24 protein-coding genes are annotated in these 23,363 nt (G+C 73.3%); 11 read left to right on the top strand and 13 right to left on the bottom strand.

Annotated features, from left to right (window positions below; translation table 11 throughout):
- Position 1 precedes the first annotated feature (1 nt).
- The gene (locus AB0K28_RS38410) at positions 2–1,477 is read right to left on the bottom strand and encodes an amidohydrolase family protein (RefSeq protein WP_364379859.1); all 1,476 of its coding nucleotides are present in this window, start codon (positions 1,475–1,477) and stop codon (positions 2–4) included.
- Positions 1,478–1,561: 84 nt separating this feature from the next.
- On the opposite strand from AB0K28_RS38410, the gene AB0K28_RS38405 reads away from it, so the two are divergent.
- Entirely contained in the window at positions 1,562–2,026 is a 465-nt protein-coding gene (locus AB0K28_RS38405; RefSeq protein ID WP_364379856.1) for a MarR family transcriptional regulator, read from the top strand.
- A gap of 4 nt (positions 2,027–2,030) precedes the next feature.
- On the opposite strand, the gene AB0K28_RS38400 is transcribed toward AB0K28_RS38405, so the two are convergent.
- The gene (locus tag AB0K28_RS38400; protein WP_345385362.1) at positions 2,031–2,504 is read right to left on the bottom strand and encodes a DUF2000 domain-containing protein; all 474 of its coding nucleotides are present in this window, start codon (positions 2,502–2,504) and stop codon (positions 2,031–2,033) included.
- Between the two features lie 111 nt (positions 2,505–2,615).
- Here AB0K28_RS38400 and AB0K28_RS38395 point away from each other — a divergent pair, with 111 nt between their 5' ends.
- Positions 2,616–3,071 (top strand): Lrp/AsnC family transcriptional regulator, encoded by a 456-nt coding sequence (locus AB0K28_RS38395; protein ID WP_345385363.1) that lies wholly within the window; start codon positions 2,616–2,618, stop codon positions 3,069–3,071.
- A 4-nt stretch (positions 3,072–3,075) separates the two neighbouring features.
- On the opposite strand, the gene AB0K28_RS38390 is transcribed toward AB0K28_RS38395, so the two are convergent.
- Positions 3,076–3,597, bottom strand: a complete 522-nt coding sequence (locus AB0K28_RS38390) for a hypothetical protein (RefSeq protein WP_364379852.1) — start codon at positions 3,595–3,597, stop codon at positions 3,076–3,078.
- A 184-nt stretch (positions 3,598–3,781) separates the two neighbouring features.
- Between AB0K28_RS38390 and AB0K28_RS38385 the strand changes: the two genes are divergently transcribed.
- The 3 genes from AB0K28_RS38385 to AB0K28_RS38375 all read left to right on the top strand — a co-directional run bounded on the left by AB0K28_RS38385 (position 3,782) and on the right by AB0K28_RS38375 (position 7,346).
- Complete coding sequence (locus AB0K28_RS38385; RefSeq protein ID WP_364379849.1) at positions 3,782–5,128, top strand: potassium transporter TrkG; 1,347 nt, start codon at positions 3,782–3,784, stop codon at positions 5,126–5,128.
- Positions 5,129–5,200: 72 nt separating this feature from the next.
- Positions 5,201–5,644 (top strand): DUF4383 domain-containing protein, encoded by a 444-nt coding sequence (locus tag AB0K28_RS38380; protein WP_345409214.1) that lies wholly within the window; start codon positions 5,201–5,203, stop codon positions 5,642–5,644.
- An 82-nt stretch (positions 5,645–5,726) separates the two neighbouring features.
- Positions 5,727–7,346: a RecQ family ATP-dependent DNA helicase gene (locus AB0K28_RS38375; RefSeq protein ID WP_364379846.1), complete on the top strand. Its 1,620-nt coding sequence runs from the start codon at positions 5,727–5,729 to the stop codon at positions 7,344–7,346.
- Positions 7,347–7,566: 220 nt separating this feature from the next.
- On the opposite strand, the gene AB0K28_RS38370 is transcribed toward AB0K28_RS38375, so the two are convergent.
- Together AB0K28_RS38370 and AB0K28_RS38365 are read right to left on the bottom strand one after the other, a co-directional pair.
- Positions 7,567–8,058 (bottom strand): DUF6789 family protein, encoded by a 492-nt coding sequence (locus AB0K28_RS38370; protein WP_364379844.1) that lies wholly within the window; start codon positions 8,056–8,058, stop codon positions 7,567–7,569.
- A gap of 79 nt (positions 8,059–8,137) precedes the next feature.
- The gene (locus AB0K28_RS38365) at positions 8,138–8,506 is read right to left on the bottom strand and encodes a hypothetical protein (RefSeq protein WP_364379841.1); all 369 of its coding nucleotides are present in this window, start codon (positions 8,504–8,506) and stop codon (positions 8,138–8,140) included.
- Between the two features lie 232 nt (positions 8,507–8,738).
- On the opposite strand from AB0K28_RS38365, the gene AB0K28_RS38360 reads away from it, so the two are divergent.
- Complete coding sequence (locus AB0K28_RS38360; RefSeq protein WP_345385366.1) at positions 8,739–9,176, top strand: ester cyclase; 438 nt, start codon at positions 8,739–8,741, stop codon at positions 9,174–9,176.
- 5 nt (positions 9,177–9,181) lie between these two features.
- Here AB0K28_RS38360 and AB0K28_RS38355 read toward each other — a convergent pair whose 3' ends face one another.
- Positions 9,182–10,027, bottom strand: coding sequence for a helix-turn-helix transcriptional regulator (locus AB0K28_RS38355; RefSeq protein WP_345385367.1), 846 nt, complete (start codon positions 10,025–10,027; stop codon positions 9,182–9,184).
- 100 nt (positions 10,028–10,127) lie between these two features.
- Between AB0K28_RS38355 and AB0K28_RS38350 the strand changes: the two genes are divergently transcribed.
- Positions 10,128–10,892 (top strand): SDR family NAD(P)-dependent oxidoreductase, encoded by a 765-nt coding sequence (locus tag AB0K28_RS38350; protein ID WP_364379838.1) that lies wholly within the window; start codon positions 10,128–10,130, stop codon positions 10,890–10,892.
- A gap of 125 nt (positions 10,893–11,017) precedes the next feature.
- On the opposite strand, the gene AB0K28_RS38345 is transcribed toward AB0K28_RS38350, so the two are convergent.
- Positions 11,018–12,439, bottom strand: a complete 1,422-nt coding sequence (locus AB0K28_RS38345) for a serine/threonine-protein kinase (RefSeq protein ID WP_364379835.1) — start codon at positions 12,437–12,439, stop codon at positions 11,018–11,020.
- Between the two features lie 110 nt (positions 12,440–12,549).
- Positions 12,550–13,752 carry a hypothetical protein gene (locus tag AB0K28_RS38340; RefSeq protein ID WP_364379832.1) on the bottom strand — a complete coding sequence of 401 codons (1,203 nt, stop codon included), beginning with the start codon at positions 13,750–13,752 and terminating at the stop codon, positions 12,550–12,552.
- Between the two features lie 277 nt (positions 13,753–14,029).
- On the opposite strand from AB0K28_RS38340, the gene AB0K28_RS38335 reads away from it, so the two are divergent.
- Genes AB0K28_RS38335 through AB0K28_RS38325 form a run of 3 tightly spaced genes read left to right on the top strand, consistent with a single transcriptional unit; the run spans position 14,030 to position 17,369 of the window.
- On the top strand, positions 14,030–14,740 hold the full coding sequence (locus AB0K28_RS38335) for a carotenoid biosynthesis protein (RefSeq protein WP_364379829.1): 711 nt from the start codon (positions 14,030–14,032) through the stop codon (positions 14,738–14,740).
- Entirely contained in the window at positions 14,728–16,218 is a 1,491-nt protein-coding gene (gene crtI, locus AB0K28_RS38330; protein WP_364379826.1) for a phytoene desaturase family protein, read from the top strand. Before AB0K28_RS38335 ends, crtI (AB0K28_RS38330) begins: the two co-directional genes overlap by 13 nt.
- Positions 16,215–17,369 carry a glycosyltransferase family 2 protein gene (locus tag AB0K28_RS38325; RefSeq protein ID WP_364379823.1) on the top strand — a complete coding sequence of 385 codons (1,155 nt, stop codon included), beginning with the start codon at positions 16,215–16,217 and terminating at the stop codon, positions 17,367–17,369. The genes crtI (AB0K28_RS38330) and AB0K28_RS38325 overlap by 4 nt, the downstream gene beginning before the upstream one ends.
- On the opposite strand, the gene AB0K28_RS38320 is transcribed toward AB0K28_RS38325, so the two are convergent.
- Positions 17,320–17,916 carry a glycerol-3-phosphate acyltransferase gene (locus AB0K28_RS38320; protein ID WP_364379820.1) on the bottom strand — a complete coding sequence of 199 codons (597 nt, stop codon included), beginning with the start codon at positions 17,914–17,916 and terminating at the stop codon, positions 17,320–17,322. The two genes, AB0K28_RS38325 and AB0K28_RS38320, sit on opposite strands and share 50 nt — an antisense overlap.
- Between AB0K28_RS38320 and AB0K28_RS38315 the strand changes: the two genes are divergently transcribed.
- On the top strand, positions 17,891–18,598 hold the full coding sequence (locus AB0K28_RS38315; protein WP_345385376.1) for a spheroidene monooxygenase: 708 nt from the start codon (positions 17,891–17,893) through the stop codon (positions 18,596–18,598). The genes AB0K28_RS38320 and AB0K28_RS38315 overlap by 26 nt on opposite strands.
- 5 nt (positions 18,599–18,603) lie before the next feature.
- On the opposite strand, the gene AB0K28_RS38310 is transcribed toward AB0K28_RS38315, so the two are convergent.
- From AB0K28_RS38310 to AB0K28_RS38295, 4 genes are read right to left on the bottom strand one after another with little or no spacing between them, the layout of a single operon-like run.
- Positions 18,604–19,554 (bottom strand): phosphate acyltransferase PlsX, encoded by a 951-nt coding sequence (locus AB0K28_RS38310; RefSeq protein ID WP_364379817.1) that lies wholly within the window; start codon positions 19,552–19,554, stop codon positions 18,604–18,606.
- Positions 19,551–20,453: a phytoene/squalene synthase family protein gene (locus AB0K28_RS38305; protein ID WP_345385378.1), complete on the bottom strand. Its 903-nt coding sequence runs from the start codon at positions 20,451–20,453 to the stop codon at positions 19,551–19,553. The genes AB0K28_RS38310 and AB0K28_RS38305 overlap by 4 nt, the downstream gene beginning before the upstream one ends.
- Positions 20,450–21,904, bottom strand: a complete 1,455-nt coding sequence (crtI, locus tag AB0K28_RS38300) for a phytoene desaturase family protein (RefSeq protein ID WP_364379813.1) — start codon at positions 21,902–21,904, stop codon at positions 20,450–20,452. Before crtI (AB0K28_RS38300) ends, AB0K28_RS38305 begins: the two co-directional genes overlap by 4 nt.
- The gene (locus AB0K28_RS38295) at positions 21,901–23,271 is read right to left on the bottom strand and encodes a polyprenyl synthetase family protein (RefSeq protein ID WP_364379810.1); all 1,371 of its coding nucleotides are present in this window, start codon (positions 23,269–23,271) and stop codon (positions 21,901–21,903) included. Before AB0K28_RS38295 ends, crtI (AB0K28_RS38300) begins: the two co-directional genes overlap by 4 nt.
- Between the last annotated feature and the right edge of the window lie 92 nt (positions 23,272–23,363).

Below are 23,363 nucleotides of genomic sequence, written 5' to 3'. Positions count from 1 at the left end.
CCTAGCTGTAGGCGAACAGGTCCTGCCGCAGGCCGGTCTCCTTGAACAGGTGGTCGCGAGAGGCCTCCAGCTCGGCGCGCAGGCGGGGCAGGTCGGCGCCGAGCAGGCGGCCACGCCACTTGCGGATCCGCCCGCCGACGATCACCGTCTCCACGTTGCCGCGGTCCATGAGCGTCACGACGGCGCCTGGCACGCTGTTGAGCGGGGCGACGTTGAGCGCGGTGGCGTCGAGCAGCACGATGTCGGCCTGCTTGCCGGGCGTGAGCGTGCCGGTCCTGTCCGCCAGCCCGAGGTGCCCGGCGCCGTTGACGGTGGCGTAGCGGAGCACGTCGCGGACGGTGAGCAGGGGCGGCGTGTCCCCGGACGGGGCCGGGTAGGGGTCGCCGTCCCCGGCTCCGGCGAGCACCCGCTCGTTGACGACCATGCGCTGCATGGCCATCGCGGTGCGCATCAGTGTGAACGGGTCGGCCGCCATCGTGGTCTCGACGTCCGAGCTCAGTGACGGCTCCATGCCGAGCTCCTGCATCTTGATGATGGGCGGGGTGCCGTGCCGCATGACCATCTCGATGGGGAAGGCGATGGAGACCTGCGCGCCCGCGTCCCGCAGCATCGTCCATGCCTGGTCGGACATGCCGGTCATGTGGATGAAGAGGTTGTCGGGGCCGACCTCGACGCCGCCCGCGCCCCGGGCGAGGTCGTCGAAGGCCGGCCGCATCCCGAACGCGCCGACCGCGTGGGCGGCGATGCGCAGGCCCAGCTCGCGGGCGAGCGTCCATGAGCGGGTGTAGACGTCCCTGCCGAGGTGCACCTCGCCGCCCATCACCATGGTCACGAGCTGCTCGTCGGAGGGGAACCACTGCTCCCTGACGCGGCGGGCGTCCTCGGGGTAGCGGGCCTCCGGGCGCCCGTCGCCCTCGAAGTAGCCGAACGCGGCCCGCCGCCCGGTGTCGATCAGGGCCTGGACGGCCGCGTCGGTGTGCTCGGGCGAGTGGTGGATCTGCGAGACGTCGAGCACCGTGGTGACGCCGGCGTCGAGCTGCGACAGGCCGGCGAACAGCACGTTGACGTACACGTCCTGCGGCCGGTAGGCGCGGGCGAAGCCGTTCAGGATGTGCTCGACGTACGTGGGGTACGCGCTCGGCGAGCCTGAGCCGTCGTCGAGGAGCAGGCCGTTGGCCAGGAACGCCCGCTCGGCGGTCTCGAACAGGTGATGGTGGGTGTCCACGAAGCCCGGCATGACGATGCGCCCGCGCGCGTCGATGACGGCGGCGCCCGCGGCGTCGAGCCCGGGGCCGATCGCGGTGATCGTGCCGCCCTCCACCAGGACGTCGGCGCTCTCGAAGTCGCCCACTCCTGGGTCCATCGACATCACCGCGCCGCCGCGGATGACGTAGCGCCGTCCGGGGGCGCCGGTGTCGGGCGGCGGATCCTGGTGGGCGGGGCCTGCGCTGGGGGTGGCGTGCTGCTGTCCGGGCATGCCGGCTCTCCTTCATGAGTTGATGCGTCAACTCGAAGGCTAACCGATTCGGTTGATGTGTCAACTCACTGGTAAGGTGTCCGCATGGCCCAGCCGGGATTGACCGAACGCGAACTCCGCGCATGGCGGACGTCCTTCCGGATGGTCGAGCTGCTGCGCACCCGCATCGAGCAGCAGCTCCAGGCGAGCAGCGGCCTGTCCAACGCCGACTACACCGTGCTCGCCCTGCTGTCGGAGGCGCCCGGGAGGCGGCTGCGCGCGTACGAGCTGGGGCGGGTCGCCGGGTGGGAGAAGAGCCGCATGCACCACCAGCTCACCCGCATGGAGCGCCGCGGCCTGATCACCCGCGAACGGTGCGGCTCGCGCGGCATCGACGCCGTGCTCACCGACGAGGGGTTCGCCGCGCTGCGCACCGCGGTGCCGGGGCACGCGGAGGAGGTCAGGCGCCTGTTCGTGGAGCGGCTGACACCGGAGGAGCTCGACGCGTTCGCCGCCATCTCCGCCAAGCTCCTCACCGCCCTGGAGGCGGACCGGTCCGGCGCCGGCTGACCGCTCAGGGGAGCAGCGGGAGGCGGCCGACGATCTTGTCGACCTTGTTGCGCGGGCCGACGACGCTGACCGCGTAATACTCCATGTCCTCGGGCGCGGTCTCCTTCACGGTGGCGAGGTAGTCGGCGTAGACGCGGGTGTGCTGGGCCGCGGCCGGCATGTCGGCCACGTGACAGGTGTCGGCGGCGGCGGCCTTGGCCCTGATCGTGCGCAGCGTGGCCGCGTCGGCGGCCAGCACCGAGCAGCCCGCCCAGGGCAGGCCGGGGTGGTCGGCGCCGCTCGCGTCGATCGCGTCGTCGCCCAGCAGGCCGGTGACCGCCGACGAGGTGGCCGCCGCGACGCACACGGCCGCGTTGACGGCCCGGCCGGCGGGCAGGGCGTCGTTGACGACGATCACCCACTTCAGGCGGGCCGCCCTCGTCGGGGCGGTGGGGTCGATCTCGTCCGGCGCGAAGCCGACGGTGCTGCCGTCTGACATGGCGAAATCCCTTATTCGTTCGTACGGAACCGATGGGTTACGGTATTCATCCATGCGTTAGAGCAGCAAGCAATCCGTACAAGTATCGGAGAAGGCGGGTTTTGGGCGGTCATGGACGAACTTGATAAGGCGATTGTCCGCGAACTGCAGTCAGATGCACGGATGACCAACCGCGACCTCGCGGCGGCCGTGGGCGTCTCACCGACCACGGCGCTCGACCGCACGCGGGCGCTGCGCCAGCGGCAGGTCATCCGCGGCGCGCTCCTCGACGTCGACCTCGCCGCGATCGGCCGCCCGGTGCAGGCCCTCATCGCCATCCGCGTACGCCCGCCGTCCCGGCGCAACATCGAGGGCTTCCGCAACTGGGTCAGCCGCCTGCCCGACACGCTCGGCGTCTATGTGACGGCCGGGACGGAGGACTTCATCCTGCACGTGGCGGTGCCCGACAACAACAGCCTCTACGCGTTCGTCATCGACAAGCTCACCGAGCGGCCCGAGGTGGCCGACGTGCGCACCTCGATCGTCTACGAGCACATCCGCAACAACCGGATCGCCCCGGCTGTTTGACCGGTCAGGCGCTCTCCCCCACGCTGCGCTCGTGCCACTCCGCCAGCGCGACCAGCAACCCGTCGGCGGCGCCGCCGAACATCGCGCTCAACTCCTCGGGGCTGACCGCCACCACCACGTGATCGAGCAGGTCGGCACGGAGCTTGGCGGCCCTGGTGTCGCCCGCGCCGTCGGGGTCGAAGGCGGTGGCCGCGAGATAGAGGCCGCCCACGCCCGCCGCGGAGGCGGTCTGGCGAGCCTGCGTGCCGAGCACGGCGGCGGGGTCGGCGGGCACGGCGGGCAGCACCGGCCGGCCGTCGCGCAGCAACAACGTCAGCGGCCTGGCCGGCGCCTGCTCCCCGACCTCGCCGTCCGGCACCAGCACGCCGCCGTCGTCGCGGCGCGCCACGTCACGCGGACGCGCCCAGGGCAACCCCCTGGCCTGGTCGTCCGCACCCGCCCGGCTGAACAGGCGGCCATCGGCGTCGACCACGAGGTCGCCGGGCTGCCAGCGCTCGCCGTCGAGTGGTGTGTGCACGTTCGTCATGGTGAGCACGGTACGCGGCGGCTGTGACAAATGATCGAGGAGGGCGGGCAGCGCGGCCCCGCTGCGCTAGCGTAGGGCCTCGAAGTGCCGGAACGCCTGGTCCGCGAGGTCTCCGGCCGCGTGAGCCCGACGGAGGCACCCCCATGCACGACGACTACGGCGGCCTCGAAGGCAGGGTCGCCCCATGACGCGCCGGCCTGCGGTGGCGGGCCGTGGCCGGCATCCCGCGGTGGTGATCGCGGCCGGGTTCGGCTCGGCGGTGCTGATCGGCACCGCGCTGCTCGCCACGCCGATGGCGACGACCTCGGGCGAGGGCGACTGGATCACCGCGTTCTTCACCGCCACCTCGGCCGTCTGCCTGACCGGGCTGGTGGTGGTCGACACCGCCTCGCACTGGTCGGTGTTCGGCGAAGTGGTGATCACCGTGCTCTTCCAGGTGGGCGGGCTCGGCATCATGACGCTCGCCACGCTCGTCATGGTGATCCTCTCCGGCCGCATCGGGCTGCGGGCGCGGCTGTCGGCGCAGCTGGAGACCAAGTCGGTGGTGGCCGCCGACCTGCGTCAGGTGCTGGCCAAGGTGGTGATGTTCACGCTGGTGTGCGAGGCGGCGGTCGCCGCGGTCCTCACCGTACGGTTCGTCACCGGCTACGGCGAGCCGCTCGGCAGGGCGCTGTGGCTCGGCGTCTTCCACGGCGTGTCGGCGTTCAACAACGCCGGCTTCGCCCTGTGGCCGGACAACCTGATGCGGTTCGTCACCGATCCGTGGATCTGCCTGACCATCGCCGCCGCGGTCATCATCGGCGGCCTCGGCTACCCGGTCGTCTTCGAGCTGCTGCGCACGTGGCGGCAGCCGCGCCGCTGGTCCGTGCTCACCCGCGTCACGGTCGGCCTGAGCGTGCTGCTCATCGGCGGGGGCACGCTCGCGTTCCTGATGACCGAGTGGCGCAACCCGGCCACGATGGGCCCGCTCGACGACTCGGGCAAGCTGCTCGCCGCGTTCTTCGCCGCCGTCATGCCGCGCTCGGGCGGCTTCAACACGCTCGACGTCAGCCAGATGTACCCGTCCTCCTGGCTCGTCACCGACATCCTGATGTTCATCGGCGGCGGCAGCGCGGGCACGGCGGGCGGCATCAAGGTCACCACGTTCGGCTTCCTGGTGTTCATGATCTGGTCGGAGCTGCGCGGCGAGACCCACGTCAACATCGGGCACCGGCGGCTGCCCGCGTCCACCCAGCGGCAGGCGCTGTCCATCACGCTGCTCGGCGTCATCCTCGTGGCACTGTCCACCTGGCTGCTGCTCATCATCAGCGGGCACGACCTCGACCGGGTGCTGTTCGAGGTGATCTCGGCCTTCGCCACCAACGGCCTGTCGACCGGCATCACCACCGACATCTCCGTGGCCGGTCACGTGCTGCTGAGCCTGCTGATGTTCGTGGGCCGCATCGGTCCGCTCACCCTGGGCTCGGCGCTCGCGTTGAAGCAGCGTACGCGCCGGTACGAGCTGCCGGAGGAGCGCGTCATCATCGGCTGAGCCGCGCCGGGACGAATGCGTTCGTCTCCGTGGGTAGAGGGGCGCTCCGACTACCCAGGAAGGCCCCCCAAGATGAGCACTTCGCGCACCACAGCAAACCGCACTCCGCTGCAGCTCGCCGCGCTGGTCACCGGCGTGGTGTTCCTGCTGGTCGGCGTGCTCGGGTTCGTCCCGGGCGTGACCACCAACTACGACGACCTGCAGTTCGCCGGTCACCACTCGGACGCGATGCTGCTCGGCGTCTTCCAGGTCTCGATCCTGCACAACATCGTCCACCTGCTGTTCGGCATCGCGGGCGTGCTGATGGCCAGGACGTGGAGCGGCGCCCGCGCCTTCCTCATCGGCGGCGGCGTCATCTACCTCGTGCTCTGGCTGTACGGCCTGCTCATCACGCACGACAGCCCGGCCAACTTCGTGCCGCTGAACACCGCCGACAACTGGCTGCACCTCATCCTCGGCCTCGGCATGACCGGCCTGGGCGTGCTGCTCAGCCGCCGGACGGCCGTCATCCGCTGACCTGTCGTTTGCCCGGCCACGCGCCGGGCAGCCGACCCGTCCCCGCTGAAGGACACCGGGCAGAACGAGACGGGAGGCCCCGATGGAGGACGTGGGCGCGGCGTGCGAGCGGGTGGCGCGGCAGGCGCTCGGCCTGACCGACCTGCGGCCCGGCCAGCTCGGCGCGATGAGCGCGCTGGCGCGCGGCACGGACGTGCTGGTCGTGATGCCGACCGGGGCCGGCAAGTCCGCGATCTACCAGGTGCCCGCGCTGCTGCTGCCCGGCCCCACCGTCGTGGTCTCCCCGCTCATCGCCCTCCAGCGCGACCAGGTCGAGGCGCTGCGCGAGCGTGATGAGGAGGCGGTGAGCCTCGACGCCGGCACCTCGGCGGGGCGGCGGCGCACCGCGTTCGAGTCGCTGCGCGCCGGGGAGACGGAGTTCCTGTTCTGTGCTCCGGAGCAGCTCGCCAAGCCCGACGTCGTCCGCGACCTGGCCGCCGCGAAGCCGTCGCTGCTGGTCGTGGACGAGGCGCACCTGATCTCCTCCTGGGGTCACGACTTCCGGCCCGACTACCTGCGGCTGGGGCAGGTCGCCGAGGCTCTCGGCCGGCCGGCGATCGCCGCGCTGACCGCCACCGCCGCGCCGCCCGTGCGGGTGGAGATCGCCGAACGGCTGGGGCTGCGGGATCCGGTGGAGATCGTGCAGGGGTTCGACCGGCCGAACATCTCGCTCACCGTCCGCAGGATGATGGACGACCCCGCCGCCGACATCGTCTCCGCCGTCGCGGCCGAGACCGGGCCCGGCATCGTCTACACGGCCGTACGCAAGCAGACCACCCGCCTGAGCGAGCTGCTCGGCGAGGCCGGGGTGCGGGCGGCGGCCTACCACGCCGGGCTGCGGCGCTCCGAGCGCGACGAGGTGCACGGCAGGTTCATGTCCGGGGACGTGGACGTGGTGGTGGCGACCAGCGCGTTCGGCATGGGCATCGACAAGCCGGACGTGCGGTTCGTCGTCCATGCCGAGGTGCCAGGGTCGCCTGACGCCTACTACCAGGAGATCGGCAGGGCAGGGCGGGACGGCGAACGCGCCTCGGCGACGCTGTTCTACCGTCCCGAGAACCTGGGCTTGCAGCGTTACTTCACCGGGTCCGTACCGGACGCCGAGGTTCTGGCCCGGGTGGCGCGGGCCGTGGCGGAGGGCGGAGGCGACCGGCGTGCACTGCGCGAGCGGGCCGACGTGTCGGCGCGCCGCCTGACGACGCTGCTCGACCTGCTGGAACGGGCCGGCGCCGTACGCGTCGGCACCCGCCGCGTCGAGCCCGCGCCCGGCGCGCCCGCACCTGAGGAGGCCGCCGAGCTGGCCGTGGAGCTGGCCGAGCGGCGGCGGGACGTGGAGCGTACCCGGCTGGAGATGATGCGCCGCTACGCCGAGACCGATGACTGCCGGCGGCGGTTCCTGCTCGGCTACTTCGGCGAGCAGGTCGCCGACGCGTGCGGCAACTGCGACACCTGCCTGGCCGGCACCGCCGACCGGCAGGTGGAGGAGGAGAGCGGGCCGTTCGCCGCCCACGCCAGGGTCGAGCACCGTACGTGGGGGCCCGGCGAGGTCATCCAGCGCGGCGAGGACCGCCTGACGGTCCTGTTCGACACGGCCGGCTACCGAGAACTGCAACTCGACACGGTCCTCGACCAAGACCTCCTCACCGAACCCCCGACCTCCTGACCCTCGCCCGACCTCGACGGCCCGCTGCCGGCCGGGCCGACTCTGGGCGGCGGTCCCGATGCTCAGGGGGGCGGCGGGCGGACCTGCCCGTCGCCTGCTGGGCGGAGGCGCGTCAGCGGTGTCCGCCCAGCCCGGCCCGGCCCCTGGCCCTGACCGCCGCCGCTGCCGGCCGGGCAGGCCGGCGGCGGGGCTGGTGGGCGGCGGGGCTGGTGGGCGGCTGTTAGGTGAGGGCGGGTTCGAGGTGGCCGGTGTCGTGGATGTAGGTCGGCTCGTGGGGCTTTTCACCCGCCTTGCGGGCGTTGAGGCGGTTCATCAGTTTGGTGAGCATCATGCCGTACACCACGTGGCCGGCGATCATGACGGCCGGGCGGCCGGGGCGGTCCTCCGTGGCGGCGGGGAGGATGTTCATGCCGGGCACCCAACCCTGGTAGCTGGCGGCCCAGATGGCCAGGCCGTAGCCGATGCCGGCGATCGACGGGGCCTGGCCGCGGACGAGCAGGCCGTACAGGGAGCCGGCGGCGGCGCCGAAGCCGAAGTGGGCGAGCGCGCCCGCGGCGCCCTCGCCGGACTTCGGCCGGTGCTTGTGGCCCGGGAGCATCGCGCGGGCGATCCGCTTGGGCGGCTGGTCGGGCATGAGGCCCATCCGGCTGCCGGCCAGCATGACCCCGCTCATCGCGGCGGTGGCGAGGACGCCGCTCACGGCGCCCTTCATGAGAGCTCGCATCATGCAAGCCGGTTGCCCGACAGAAGGCAGAGGAAACACCCGCCGGGAGGCGGGCGCGCCCCCGGGGTCAGCTCTCCTTGGCCAGCGCGCCGCGACCCGCGCTGAGGTGCACGACGTTCCCGTCGATCCTGGCCACCTGGTCGGGGGTGACGTAAAGGTCGCGGGAGAACAGCCCCTTGGCGTCCACCTTGAGGAAACCCGTACGCACGAGCCGGGCCGCGAGCGCGGGCGGCAGGTCAGGCTCGGGGTCGGTGAAGACGTCGGCCAGGATCGGCACGACACCGGGCCGCGGGTCGGACTCCTGGCCCTCGGTGGTCGCGGCCCCCGGGTCGCCCAGCTTCACGAACTCCACCGTCCCCAGTTCCTGGCCGTCGCTGTCGACGACCTTCATCCCGGACTGCACCTGATCGATCACCGGCTCCTGAAAGGCGTGCACGGCACCGCTCCTCTCCTGTAGGTCAGAGGCGGTACGCCTACCCAGAAAGAGCCCGGACAGCGGCCCGGCACCCGCGAACCTGGCGTTTACCGGCCGCTGGAGTCGCAGCCCGGCGCGGATGGCGATTTTGGCGGGTGCTTGGCAGCGCCGTGCCGCGGGTCCCGCCGACACTGGAGGAGGTGCACCGGGCCGGTGGCGGCCGTGGCGACCAGGCTTGGGGGTAACCGTGTCGATGTTCTGGGATCTCAAGCACCGGCTGAACGCGGCGGTCAACGCCCACGACATACCGCGCATCCTCACCTGCTACAGCGAGGACGCCGTCTACGTCACGCCTGGCGGCCTCGCCGAGGGACACGACCAGATCGAGTGGATGTACCAGCAGACGTTCCAGGGCTTTCCCGACTGGCACGCGGCGGCCTGGTTCGAGCTGGGCGACTGCGAGAACCCGGCGGTCACCGAGTGGACGTACACCGGCACCCACAACGGCACCCTGCTGATGCCCGGCGGCCGGGAGATCGAGCCGACGGGCCGTTCCATCTCGGTAAGGGCGACCTGCACAAGCTTCGTCAAGGACGGGAAGATCTGTACACACCGGGAGTACTACGACCAGCTGGAGCTCTACAGCCAGCTCGGCTTCGGCCTGCTGGAGCTGGAGCGGATGCCCGCGTGACGCGTTCAGGCCCGTTCGGCGAACTGCTGCCGCCCCACGACGCCGAGCAGCCGCAGCTTCTCGTGCCCCTCGGTACGCGGCGACGCGGTGAGCACCAGCAGCGCCTGCGCCTGGTCCTCGGTGAACAGCACCTGGCAGTCCACCTCGATCTCGCCCAGCTCCGGATGGACGAGCACTTTGTGGTCCTCGAACCGCTTGGCCACCTCGTGCCGCTCCCACAGTTCGGCGAACTCGGCGCTCTCCCTGCTCAGCGCCCGTACCAGCTCGCCCGCCTGGGAGCGCGGCCCGCGTACGCCGTAGGCGGCGCGCAGGTTCGCGACCAGGGAACGGCTCTGCCGGCCGTGGTCGCTCTCCGGGTAGCAGCGCCGCGCGGCCGGGTCGGTGAACCAGCGGTAGATGTCGTAGCGCGCCAGGCCCGCGTAGTGCGACTTGTCGCCGAACAACGCCTCGGCCATCCGGTTCTGCACCAGCGTCTCCCCCAGGTCGGACACGATGAGCGCCGGTGTGTCGGACAGGCGGTCCAGCACCCGCAGCAGCGGCGGCGCGACGTGCGTCACGGCCGACAGGGACGAGGGGGCGTTGTGGCCGCAGATCTGGAACAGGTAGCCGCGCTCGTCGTCGGTCAGCCGCAGCGCCCGCGCCAGCGAGGCGAGCATCTGCACGCTCGGCTGCGGGCCGCGCTGCTGCTCCAGCCGGGTGTAGTAGTCGGTGGACATCACCGCGAGCGCCGCCACCTCCTCGCGCCGCAGCCCGGGCGCCCGGCGGCGGGCTCCGGGCGGGAGCCCGACGTCCTCGGGACGGAGGGCTTCGCGGCGGCGGCGCAGGAAGTCCGCCAGGGCTGCACGATCCATATATCCCATTATGTGCACGGCCGGCGCGCTAACCAGGGATCGCCGATCCCCCGATGACCGGTCTCTGCACCCGCGCCGCCCGCCGGGCCACGCTCGAAGCATGCAGATCTCAGGGAACACCATCTTCATCCCCGGTGCGACGAGCGGCATCGGGCTCGCGCTCGCCCTCGCCCTGCGCGACAAGGGCAACACCGTGATCGTGGGCGGGCGGCGTACCGAACTGCTGGAGCGGATCGCCGCCGAGCACCCCGGCGTGGACACCGTCACCGTCGACACCGCCGACCCCGCCAGCATCCAGGCCGCCGCGGAGCAGGTGCTCGCCCGGCACCCCGGCCTGAACGTGCTGATCGCGATGGCCGGCATCATGCGGGTCGAGGACTGGCGCAAGCCCGAGTCGTTCCTCGCCTCCGCCGAGTCCGTCGTGACGACGAACGTGCTCGGGCCGATCCGGCTCATCGCCGCGTTCATCGAGCACCTGCAGACGCGGCCCGACGCGGCCATCGTCACCGTGTCCTCGGGGCTGGCGTTCACCCCGCTCACCGTCACCCCCAGCTACAACGCCTCCAAGGCGGCGATCCACATGCTGAGCGAGTCGATCCGGCTGCAGCTGGAGGGCACGAGCGTGCGGGTGGTGGAGCTCGTCCCGCCCGCCGTGCGCACCGCGCTGCTGCCCGGGCACGAGGAGAACGAGCACGCCATGCCCCTGGACGAGTACGTGGCCGAGACCATGGCGCTGCTGGAGAGCCGGCCGGACGCGAAGGAGATCCAGGTCGAGCGGGTCAAGTTCCTCCGCTACAGCGAGGTCCGCGGCGACTACGACGAGGTGGTGTCCATCCTGAACGCCACCGACCCGCACGGCGACTGACGTTCTCCCCCGTCGAAGCAGTGCAGAATGCCGCCATGTCGACGATCATCGCTGAACGCTCCGACGGTATCGAGGTGGAGCATTTCTACGCGGACATCGAGTGCAGTTATGGTCGTGAGGACGAGTCATCCGACGATGAATCTGAGCTTGATCAGGTCCTTGTCGCCGTCCTCGGAGAAGTTGGCGATCTCGACCTCGCTCAGCTTCAGGGGGCTCTGGGTGAGGACGGTGAGTCGGCAGCCGCCGTCCTCGTAGTCGTCGCCGCAGTCCTCCTTGGGCCGGGTGAAGTTCACGGAGCGGACGGCGGGGCGGGTTCGCAGCCATTCGACGACGGTGTCGACCAGGACGCCCACGTCGCACCTGTCCTGCTCGGTGGCGTACTCCTTCTCGCACAGGGTGGCCGACACCTCGACGGTGCTCTCCTCCCCCTCCTGGAAGTGGACCGACTTGCCCGGGATCGTGCCGAGGCCCGCCAGCAGGTCCATGTTGGCGGCGTAGCGCTCACGTTCCTGGCTCTCTTGCAGGGCTTCGCGGATCTGGATCGCCGCGGCCACCGCGACGACGAGCGCCACGGCGGCTCCTGCGCCCACGAGCAGGCGGAGGAGCAGCCGGAGCCGGCCTGACCTGGGCGGACGTCCAGGTTTGTCGGAAGGCGGCGGGTCGGCGGGCAGGCGGAGGGTGGCGGGGCCTGGTGGCGTGCGGTCCTCGGCGACGGCGGCGAGGTGCGCGCGGACGTCGTGGGCGGCCGGCCGGTGCGCGGGGTCGCGGCGCAGCAGCGCCATCAGCACCGGCTCCAGGGGACCGGCCTTCGCGGGCGGTGCGGGGTCGCGGGTGGCGACGGCGACGAAGATCGCCCCGGCGCTCGCGCCGTCGTACGGGGGACGCCCCTCCACGGCGGTGTAGAGCGTCGCGCCGAGCGACCACAGGTCGGACACAGGCGTGGCCGGCCGGCCCAGCGCCTGCTCGGGCGCCATGTACGCGGGCGTGCCGAGGATCGCGCCCGTGCCGGTCAGCGTGACGTCACCCTCGACGGCCGCGATGCCGAAGTCGGTCAGGACGACCCGCTCGCCCTCCAGCAGGACGTTGGCCGGCTTGATGTCGCGGTGCGTGATGCCGGCCTGGTGGGCCGCGCACAGGGCGTCCAGCACCTGGAGCCCGATCCGCGCGGCCCGCGCGGGCGGCAGCGGCCCCCGCTCCGCCAGCAGGTCCTGTAAGGAGCGCCCGCGCACCAGCTCCATGATGATCCACGGCCGGCCGTCGGCGCCCGTGACGTGATCGTGCACGGTGACGATGCCGGGATGCTTGAGCCGCGCGGCGGCGCGCGCCTCGCGGTCGAGCCTGGCGATCCAGTGCGCCCGCTCGGCGTCGTCGAGCTGCTCGGGCAGGAACAGCTCCTTGGCCGCCACCTCGCGGCCGAGCTGCTCGTCGCGGGCGGCCCAGACGGCTCCCATCCCGCCGCGGCCCAGCAGGCCGGTCAGCCGGTAGCGGCCGGCGAGCAGGCGCCCGTCCGCCTCCCTTTGCGTGTCCTCCTGCCGTACACCGTCCACCGCCGGCACCCCTCATGTCGTGTCCTGTGACGGACAGAGATCATCTCAGAGCGAGCGGGTCACGCGCACGGGCCCGGGCCCACCGTGGTGCGGAGCCCGGGGCCGCTGGGTCAGCGGTTGGCGGCGAGGCTGTGGACCGGGTGCTCGCCCTCGGTCTGCAGCCGGTACTCGCGGCCGTTCTTGGCGCGGTTGTCGTCGATGACCCGCTCCGAGGGGGCCTTCTCGCCGCCCATGATCGCTTCCTGCATCTTCTCGAAGCGCTCGTGGGCCTCCTGGACGTAGCCGGTGCCCAGGGTGGTGTAGTCGATCTGGGTCGCGATCAGCTCGCGCAGGTACGCCTTGTTCGGCTCGAACGTCACCGGCGCCGGCAGCTCGGGCGCCAGCACCTCCTCCGGGTCGCGGCCGTCGAACCGCTTGAACATCTCCACGGCCAGCCGCAGGTGCTCCAGCTCCATGTTGAGGTGGAGCTCCCAGATGTTCTTCACCTTGGGGTCGGACTCGGTCTCCATGAACGAGTGGTACAGGTAGCACTCGTTGTACTCGTGGTTCATGAGCATCTCCCACCAGCTCTCGCCCGGGTCCACGAGGGACTCGTAGTGGGTGACGTGCTCCTCCTCGATGAGGCCGATCTCCTGGTAGAGCTGGCGGGCGATCGGCTCCATGTAGGTGGGGCCGACGTTCATGTAGAAGTTCATCGTCTGCTGCTCGGCCGCCATGATCGTCAGGGCGTGCAGCTTGGAGATCGGCGCGGCGGTGGAGCGGTCATAGGGCTCGCGCACGTTGTCGATCGGGTTGCGGTGGTGCATGAACGTCGGCCGGCCCGGCATGACCTCGGTGAGCTGGTCGACGATCTTCTCGGCCTTGCGGTGCTCGATCATCTCGTACAGGTTGGCGTAGCGGTAGAGGTGGTCGAAGTCCTCCAGGACGCCGAACTGGTACGCCTGCTGCAGGTACGGGTCGGGCTCCATGCGGGCGACCCAGGCGGTGAGGTCCACCGCGACCTGCTCGTACGCGATCGTCGTCTCCAGCACCGAGGCGAGACCGGGCAGCAGCCAGTTGACCACCTTCTGCTGCTGCGCCTCGATGTAGCGCACCCGGGCCAGCTGCTGCTTGATCTCCACGTCCGGACAGTGCCGGGCCAGGTGGTGGCTGAACATGATCGCCTCGACCTCGATGCCGTTCATCGTGATGATGCGGCACCGCGTGTACGGGTCGGCGTGATCGGGATCGGTCGGCGTGACGTTCAGCTCCCGCCAGTTGCGCAGCTGCTTGTCCAGCGGGATGCCCCGCTCCTGCAGTGGGTTGAAGGTCATGTGCGTGCGCTCCTTCGCGCTGGGTTCGAGTGAGCAAACGTGGCTTGCCCGGCTACCCGAGGGCTTCCCGGCGCAATCTCTGCGCGCGCCCCGCTGGACCTCCGCGTTCGGTAATGATGCCCGGATACGGCCGGTACGGACGATCCTTGGCCCGCGCCGGATGCTCCCTTGACGGGCGGCGGGGCAGGTCCACCCCCGGACTCACCGCTACGGGAAGACCGCTACGGGAAGACAGGGCGTGGAAGGGACGACAGGTAGGGCAGTCAGGCCGGCCCGCGTGCTCGGCGCGCTGTCGCTGCTCGCCATGACGGCCGTGCAGGTGGTGTCAGGGCTGGACGCGCGGCCTGACCGGTACGTCACGGTCATCGTGGCGCTGCTCGCGGCGTCCGCGGTCGCCTTCGCGGCGGAGAGCTGGGGGGCGCGCAGGGCGGTGCGCGCCTTCGGGGCGGCGGTGCTGACCGGGTACGCGGCCGAGCTGATCGGCGTGCTGACCGGGTTCCCGTTCGGCTCCTACCGCTACACGGACGTGCTGTGGCCGCAGATCGGCGGCGTACCCCTGGTGGTGACGCTGGCCTGGGGCGGCATGGGGCTGGCGGCGTACGCGGTGGGCGCGGCACTCGCCACCGGCTGGGGCCGCGTGTGCGCGGGGGCGGGCGCGCTGACGGCGTGGGACCTGTTCCTCGACCCGCAGATGGTCAGGCTCGGGCTGTGGACGTGGGCCGAGGACGGCTTCTACCGCGGCATCCCGCTCACCAACTTCGCCGGCTGGCTGCTGGTGTCGGCGCTGGTCATGCTCGCCATCGGGCGCGTGGCCGGCGACCCGCCGCCGGTCGGCGGGCTGCTCGTGCTCTACACGGTCATGGCGGTGATGGAGACGGTCGCGTTCGCGGCGGTGTTCGTCCCCGCCGACCCGCTGGTGGCGGCGGCCGGCGGGATCGCGATGGGCGCGTTCGCCGCGCCCGCCTGGAGGCGGTCATGGCAGAGGTGACGGTGATCGGCGGCGGCGTGGGCGGCATGGTGTGCGCGCTGCTGCTCGCCAGGCAGGGCCACGAGGTCCGCCTGTACGAGCAGTCGCCGCGGCTCGGAGGCAAGCTGGCCGAGCATCACAGGGACGGTTTCACCTTCTCGCTCGGCCCTTCGCTGCTCACCATGCCCGGCCTCTTCCGCGAGCTGGGGCTGCGGCGCGAGCTGGTGGAGCCGGAGCCGCTGTGCCGCTACCGGTTCGCCGACGGGAGCGTGCTGGACGCGCGCCGGGACCCCGCGCTGATGGCCGCGGCCGTGGACCGCCTGGCGCCGGGCGAGGGGCGGGCGTGGCACGCCTTCCACGACTGGGCCCAGGGCTGCCTGCGAGCGGCCGGCCGCACGGTCTTCGCCGGACCGCTGATCCAGTTGCGCGGCAGCGGGCGGCCGGCCGGGGAGGCGCGGCTGTCCGACCTGATGGCGGTGGCGCCGGGGCGGACGCTGGACGGGCTGGCCCGCCGCTTCTTCCGCGATCCCCGCCTGCGCCAGTACGTCGGCCGCTACGCCACCTACGCCGGGTCGAGCCCGTACCGCGCGCCCGCGGCGCTGGGCTGCGTGCCGGCGCTGGAGCACGGGCAGGGCGTCTGGTACGCGCCTGGCGGCCTCGCCCGGCTGGCCGACGACCTGGTCCTGCTGCTCAAGGCCGCGGGGGTGCGGGTGTTCCTGTCGGAGCCGGTCGCCGCCGTCGAGACGTCGTGCTCCCGCGTCACGGGGGTGCGGCTGGCGAGCGGGCGGCGGGTGCGGGCAGACGTCGTGGTGGCCAACACCGACGCCGCCGCCCTGTACGGGAACCTGCTGCCGGACCGCCGCCGGCTGCGCGGCATCGCCCGGCTCGGCCTGTCGTCGTCGGCGCTGCTGGTGCTGGCCGGGGTGGAGGGCCGCACGCCGGGGCTGCCCCACCACTCGGTGCTGTTCTCGGGCGACTACGAGCGGGAGTTCGCCGACATCTTCGACCGCCGGGTGCCGCCCCAGGATCCGACCGTCTACGTCGGCTGCTCGGCGGTGGACGACGCCTCCCAGGCGCCATCGGGCTGCGAGAACTGGACGTTGCTCGTCAACGTCCCCGCCCGCAACCCGGCGCGCTGGCCGATGCGGGTGGACGCGTACCGGGACCTGGTCTTCGAACGGCTGGCCGAGCGCGGCCACGACCTGTCCGGCCGGCTGCGGTTCGCCGACGTGTTCACCCCGGCCGACCTGCGCGACCGCTACGGCGCTTGGGGCGGCGCCATCTACGGCGCCGCCCACCACGGCCGCCTCGCCCCTTTCCGCCGCCCCGCCAACCGCGGCCCCCGGCGCGGCCTGTATCTGGTCGGCGGATCCACCCACCCGGGCGGCGGCCTGCCGATGGTGACGATGGGCGCGAGGATCGTCGCCGGCCTGGTCGCACACGACTTCCCCGGAAGCACGCGAGCCATCGCCGGCCCGGCCGCTGGCGGCGGGCGATGAGGGCGCTCACCGCCGAGCCGCCTCGGCGGCGGATGAGCAGGGCGCTCGGCGTCGCGCAGGCGGTCGCGGGGGCTGTCGTCGCGGTGCGGCTCGCGAGGGGGCGGCGGCGGGTGGCGGCGCTCTCCCCGGTCACCAAGGTCGCTGGGACGATCTCCGTGGTGGTGCCGGCGCGCGACGAGGAAGGGCGCATCGGGCCGTGTCTGCGGGCCGCGCTCGCCGACCCGGCCGTGTCCGAGGCGATCGTGGTGGACGACGGCTCACGGGACGGCACCGCCAGGGTGGCCGCCGAGCTGGGCGCCAAGGTGATCACCGGGGCGCCGCTGCCGGACGGGTGGGTGGGCAAACAGTGGGCGCTGCGCCAGGGTGTGTCCGCCGCCACCGGTGAGGTCGTGGTCACGCTGGACGCTGACGCGCGGCCGGCGCCTGGGCTGTTCGGGGCGATGGCGGCCGCGCTCGAACGGTACGACCTGGTGAGCGCAGGCCCCCGGTTCGTCTGCTCCGGCGTGCTGGAGCAGGCGCTGCACGCGTCGATGCTGGCGACGCTGGTCTACCGGTTCGGCCCCGTCGGGCCGGCGACCCCGCCACCGCCGCACCGCGCCGTCGCGAACGGCCAGTGCCTGGCGTTCCGTCGCGGGCAGCTGGCCGCCGTGGACGCCTTCGCCCTCGTACGCGACCGCATGACCGACGACGTGGCCCTGGCCCGCTGCCTGGCCCGCCGCGGCTGGTCGGTGGGGTTCCTGGACGCGGGCGCGCTGCTGGAGGTGGACATGCACGACTCGGTCGGCGAGCTGTGGCGGGAGTGGGGACGCTCGCTGCCGCTGCGCGACGTGACCGGGCCGGGATGGCAGGCGGCCGACCTGGCCGTCCTCTGGCTGACCTGCGCGCTGCCGGCGCTGCGGGTGATCGCGGGCCGCCCGACCGGCCTGGACGCCGGGCTGCTGGCGATGCGGCTGCTGCTGGCGTACGCGCTGCGCGGCAGCTACCGCGACCCGGGCGCGGGCCTGCTGCTGTCGCCGCTGCTCGACCCGGCAGCCGCGGCCCGGCTGACCCAGGCGACGCTCAGCCCGGTCCGTACATGGCGCGGCCGCACGTACCCGAAGCTCACCGGCGGCGCCCGGCGAGTGCGGCCTGAGCGAAGCGCAGCCCGATGAGGCACATCAGCCCACCGGTCGCCGCCACCATCTCGACGGGCGCGAACAGCAACTGCAGCACCGGCACCCCGAACACCGCCACCCGCGCCCCCACCGCGAACGACCGCGCCGCCCACCCCACCACCAGCAGCGCCACGAGCCCCAGCAGGAACGCCGCAGGACAGATGACCGCCACCCCACCCGCGAACGTCAAGATCGACCGTCCGCCACGGAACCCGGCGAACACCGGCCACGCGTGCCCTGCCATCGCCGCCGCCGTGGCGAGGTACACCGGCGCCACGCTGTCCCCCGTGACCGTGCCGACCCCGGTGACGTGGGCCCCGCTGACCAGGAGCGCGACCAGCGCGGCCAGCGTCCCCTTCAAGGTGTCCCCGGCGAGCACCGGCACCGCCGCCCGTCGCCCGAGCTGCTCCTTGACGTTCCAGTACCCGGGGTTGCGGTCGCCCGAGCGGCGCGGATCGACGCCGTGCCCGCGCGCCACCAGCACCGCGACCGGCACAGAGCCGAGCAGGTAACCGGCGATGACCGCCACCAGCGCCTCACCCATCGCGTCGTTCCATCTCGTCCGGTACGCCGACGCGGGCGCGATGAGCCACATGGCCTTCGACCGGCCGCTGCTGCGCGCCACCCCTGGGCTGCGGTTCTGGCGGCTCCTCGGGACGGGACGCGGGCGGGCCATGTCGCTCGGCGCCGATCTGCGGCGGTGGGCGCTGTTCGCGGTCTGGCGCGGGGAGGCGGATCTGGAGGCGTTCCTGCGGACGTCCTCGATCGCCGCCCGCTGGCGGAAGGAGGCGCGCGAACGCTGGCAGGTTCGGCTGGCGCCGCTGTCCTCCCGGGGCACCTGGTCCGGCCACGACCCGTTCCCCGCCACCGGGCAGGCCGCTCGGAGCGGCGGCGCGGTGGCGGTGCTCACCCGGGCGTCGATCAGGCCCCGGCGGCTGGTCGCGTTCTACCGGTCGGTGCCGCCGGTGGAGGAGCTGCTGCGGCGGCAGGACGGCTGCCTGGCCTCGATCGGCATGGGCGAGTGGCCGGTGGCCAGGCAGGCGACGTTCTCGCTGTGGCGGGACGCGGACGCCATGCGCGCCTTCGCCTACCGGGGCGCCGCCCACCGCCAGGTCATCGACCAGGTACGCGCCCACGACTGGTACGCGGAAGAGCTGTTCGCCCGCTTCACCCCCTACGCCAGCGAAGGCGCCTGGGACGGCGCCGACCCCCTGCGCCTTCCCTGAGGCGGTCATGGGACCGGCTCACGGGCTGTGCTGTCGTGCCGGGCCAGGTCGCGGGCGACGACGCAGGCGCGGGCGATGGTGGCAGGGGGTGAGGAGCCGTGGGCGACGACGACCGTGCCGCGCAGCCCCAGCAGGGCCGCGCCGCCGTGCGTCTCGGGGTCGTAGCGGCGGGCCACCTCGGCCAGCCGCCCGGGGGACGCGATGCCGGCCTCGGCGACCATGGCCAGCGTCGTGCGTACGCAGCCTTCGACGTTCTTCAGCAGCACGTTGCCGGTGAAGCCGTCGGTGACGATCACGTCCACGACGCCCGCCAGCACGTCGTGGCCCTCGATGTTGCCGTGGAAGCGCACCGGAAGGCCAGCCAGCAGCTCCTCGGCGCGGCGGGTCAGCCGGTTGCCCTTGCCCGGCTCGGCGCCGATCGACAGCAGCCCCACCAGCGGGTCCGGCCGTCCGAGCACCGCCCGCGCGTATCCCGCGCCCAGCAGGGCGAACTGGGCCACCATCGCCGGGCTCGGGTCGGCGGTCGCGCCCGCGTCCACCAGCACGCTCCCGCCGCCGCGCAGCGCGGGCAGCACCACGGCGAGCGCCGGCCGCAGCACGCCGGGGGCGCGGCCGATCCCGCGTACCGCGCAGGAGACGGCCGCCCCGGTGGACCCCGCCGTCACGAACGCGCCGCCCTCGCCCCGCCCGACCAGGGCGCATCCCACGGCGAGGCTCGACCGGGTCAGCGCGGCGGCCCCCGCCCCGCTCCCGGCCATCGGCACGACCTCGTCGGCGTGCGCGACCGGCAGCTCACCGAGCGCCTCGTGTTTGCGCAGCTCCGCGTCGATGACGTCGCTCGCCCCGGCCAGCATGACCGGCACCCCGTGCTCGCGCCACGCCAGCAGAGCCCCCGCGACGGTCGCGACGGGCCCGTGATCGCCGCCCATCGCGTCGAGCACCACCGGCGGGTTCATGGGAGCGTCACCTGGACGCGGCGCTCGGCGCGGGCGGCCCCGGCGGAGGCCAGGAGGTGGCGGGCGAAGATCGCGCCCTTGCGGTGGCCGGGGACACGGACGCGGGCCGCCAGCACCTCGTACGATCGCCGCTCGATCTCGTCCAGGATGCCGCCGTAAAGCTCGAAGGCGGCGCGCACGCACGGTCGTGACGACGCGGTGAGCAGGCCGATCCCCTGGGCGGCGGCGCGGTAGTGGTCGCGGGCGCGCTCCGCCTCGTAGGCGAGCAGCTCGCGGACGGCGGGCCCGGCGCGGCGGGCGCCCAGCGCGTCCGGGCGGACGCCGAACTTGTCCAGGTCGGCCATCGGCAGGTAGACGCGGCCACGGGCGTGGTCCTCGCGGACGTCGCGCAGGAAGTTCGTGAGCTGGAAGGCCAGGCCGAGCTGGCGGGCGGGCTCGCGGGCCGCCTCGGCGCGGCCCGGCTCCGGCTCCAGCACGGGCAGCATCATCGTGCCGATCGCGGCGGCCGAGCCCGCCATGTAGCCGAGCAGGTCGTCGTAGGTGGCGTAGCGGGTGACGGACAGGTCGGCGCGCATGGAGGCGAGGAAGACGGCGACGTCGTCGTGGCCGATGCCGAACGAGCGCACGGTGTGCAGGAACGCCGGCAGCACCGGGTCGTCGGCGGGCCCGTCGCCGGCCAGTCCCGCCTCGACCCGGGCGGTCAGCCGGTCGAGCGCGCGGGCGCGGTCGTCGGTCATCGTGAACGAGTCCACGATCTCGTCGGCGTACCGGGCGAAGCCGTACAGGGCGTGCACGTGCCGCCGCTTCCACTGCGGCAGCAACCGGGTGGCCAGGTAGTAGGAGCGGCCGTAGCGGGCGTGCAGCCGGCGGCAGCGCTCGTAGCCGGCGGTGAGCGTCACCGGTGCTCCTCCAGGATGCGCGCGGCGGCGAGCCGCCCCGAGATCAGCACCGGCGGCACGCCGACCCCCGGCGCGGTGTACATGCCGGCGAAGTGCAACCCGGGCACCCGGCGGGCCACGGCCGGCGGGCGCAGCCAGGCGGTCTGGGTGATGCGATGGTCCAGCGCGAACGGGGTCCCGGCGCTGTGCCCCCTGGCGGCCCAGGCGGGCGGGTCGAGCACCAGCCTGGGCGCGTCCGCGAGGTCGCCGTAGCCGAGCTGGGCCAGGCGCTCGAGCAGCCGCCCCTCCAGCCGGGGGCGCAGCCTCCGCCAGTCGGTGCGGCGCAGGTTGGGCGCGGGTTCGAGGACGCTGAGCGTGGCGTGGCCGGGCGGCGCCGCCTCGCCGTCGGGGCGCGGGCAGGTGACCAGCAGACTCGGGTCCGGCTGCGGCCGGCCCTCCTCCAGCGCCGTGAACGTCTGCCGCCAGGCCCGCCCGAAGTGCAGCGTGTGGTGCGCCTGGTCGGGCAGGACGCGGGCGAGGCCGGCGTGCAGCACCAGGCAGCTCGGCGAGTGACGGGGCCGGCGCAGCCGCCAGTCAGCCGCCAGGGCGGGCAGCATCCGGCGGGCCGCCAGCCGGTCGCAGGCCACCACCACGTGGCGGGCGGGCAGCCGCTCGCCGTCCTCCAGCAGCACGCCGGTGACGCCGTCGCCGTCGGTCAGCACCTCCTGGGCGCGGACGCCGTACCGGGTGGTCGCGCCCAGCTTCTCCAGCAGGGACGCCAGGGCGAGCGGGATGGCGTGCATGCCGCCGCGCTCGGGGAAGTAGACGCCGCCGATCGTGTCCATGTGGGCGATGACCGCGTAGATGCCGAGGGCGCGCTGGGGTGACAGGCCGACGTACAGGGACTGGAAGGTGTGGGCCATGATCAGCCGCGGGTCGGTGAGGTGGCGGGCCGCCAGGCGGTCCAGCCGCCGGAACCCGCCCAGCGCGGCCAGCCGCAGCAGCGCGGCCGGCCTGGCGAGGGCGCGCAGCCTGGTCATGTCGGCGTCGATGAACGCCGGCCACTCCACCCTGAACAACTCGCCGAGCAGCCGGCGGTAGCGGGCGTAGCGGGCCGCCTCGGCGGGGCCGCACAGCGTACGGACCTGCTCGGTCATCGCCTCCGGCGCCGCCCGCACGTCCAGCCGCGACCCGTCCTCGAACACCATCCGGTACGCCGGGTCGAGGCGGCGCAGCGGCACCCAGTCGCGCAGCTCCTCGCCGGCCGCGCCGAAGACGTCGGCGAGCACGTCCGGCATGGTCAGCACGGACGGCCCCGCGTCGAACCGGTACGGCCCCACCCTGGCGACGCCGCAGCATCCGCCGGGCTCGGCGGTGGCCTCGACCAGGGTGACCTCCCGCCCCGCCGCCGCCAGCCGCACCGCCGCCGCCAGCCCGCCGAGCCCGCCCCCGATGACCACGACCCCGCTCATCGCCCCTGCCCTTCCTGCCGCGTCGCGGTGACCGCAGGCTCGCTCACCGCCGGCTCGGTCGCGGGCGCCGTAGCCGGCTCGGTCGCGGCCGGGGTGGCCGTCGCAGTGGCCGTCGCAGTGGCCGTCGCAGTGGCCGTCGCAGTGGCCGTCGCAGTGGCCGTCGCAGTGGCCGTCGCAGTGGCCGCCAGGTCGGTCAGGGCCTTCCTGGCCTGCGGTGGGAGGCCGGGCGGGTGGGCGAGGGCCGCGACCGCCTCGGCGGCGAGGCCGGTGATGCGCCGCTCCGCCGCGTCCAGGGCGCCGCACTCGACGATCAGCCGGCGGGCCGCCGCCACCCCATCTGCGTCCTTGATGTCGTCGAGCGCGTCCGCGCCGCCGGTGCGCCTGCGCGCCTCGGCCAGCAGGTACGTCGCCTTGCCCTGGAGCAGGTCGGCCCCGGCGGGCTTGCCGGTCTCGGCCGGGTCGCCGAACACGCCGTTGACGTCGTCCCTGAGCTGGAACGCCTCCCCCAGCGGCAGCGCGTACGCGCTGAGCAGCCGGCGCGTCGGCGCGCACCCGCCCGCGACCGCATGCCCGAGCAGCAGCGGCCGCTCGACGGTGTACTTGCCCGACTTGTAGAGCGAGATGAGCCGCGCCTGCTCCTCCTCGCCGCCTTCGGACGAGCCCTCCCCGCACGCCTCACGACCGGCGCGGGTCCCGAAGGCAGGGGTGTCCGCGCCGCGTTCCTCCCAGTCGGTGCGGGGACCGGAAGCGGAGGTGTCCGCCCCGCGCGCCTCGCGGTCGGCGCGGGGCCCGGAGGCGGGGGTGCCCGCGAGACGGGCGCCCCAGGTGCGGGTCAGGTCGAGGTACTGGCCGCCGATCGCTTCCACGCGGAGCCTGGTGAGGTGGTCGAGGGCGGCGGGCAGGTGCGGGCCCGACTCCAGGAGCGCCGCGTCGGCCCAGGTCAGCGCGAGCAGGGCGAGCAGCGTCGCCGCCGACTCGCCGAACCGGTCAGGGTCGCCCCGGCGCCCCCTCGCCCGGTGCAGGCCGGCCAGGGCGACGTGGGCCGCCGGGCGGCCACGCCGGGTGCCTGCCTCGTCCATCATGTCGTCGAGCAGCAGCGCCGCCGCGTGCACGAGCTCCACGGCGCACGCCGCGGGCAGCACGTCCTCGGGACGCTCCCCGCCCCCGGCCAGGTAGCCCCAGTAGACGAACTCGGGACGCAGCCGCTTGCCGCCCCCGAGCACGAAGGCGACGAGGTGCTCGCGTATCAGGCCGGCCTCCTCCTCGCCCAGGAAGGCGAGCCGGCCGAGCTGCCGTTCGAGCAGGCGCTCCAAGTGCCGGTCGACCAGCTCCTTCACGTGGCCGGTCCGCGCCGTCACCGTGTCCATGCACACAGCTCCTTGTCGCCGTTCGAATGTCTTCAGGAGGAGCTGACCCCATCACGCAGAGTTATGACCCGAAGCAACACGGTAACCATCGG

This window comes from Nonomuraea sp. NPDC049504, assembly GCF_040676845.1.
Taxonomy (GTDB): domain Bacteria; phylum Actinomycetota; class Actinomycetes; order Streptosporangiales; family Streptosporangiaceae; genus Nonomuraea; species Nonomuraea salmonea.
Note: the sequence above shows the minus strand (reverse complement) of the source record. Positions and strands in the feature narration are given on the sequence as shown.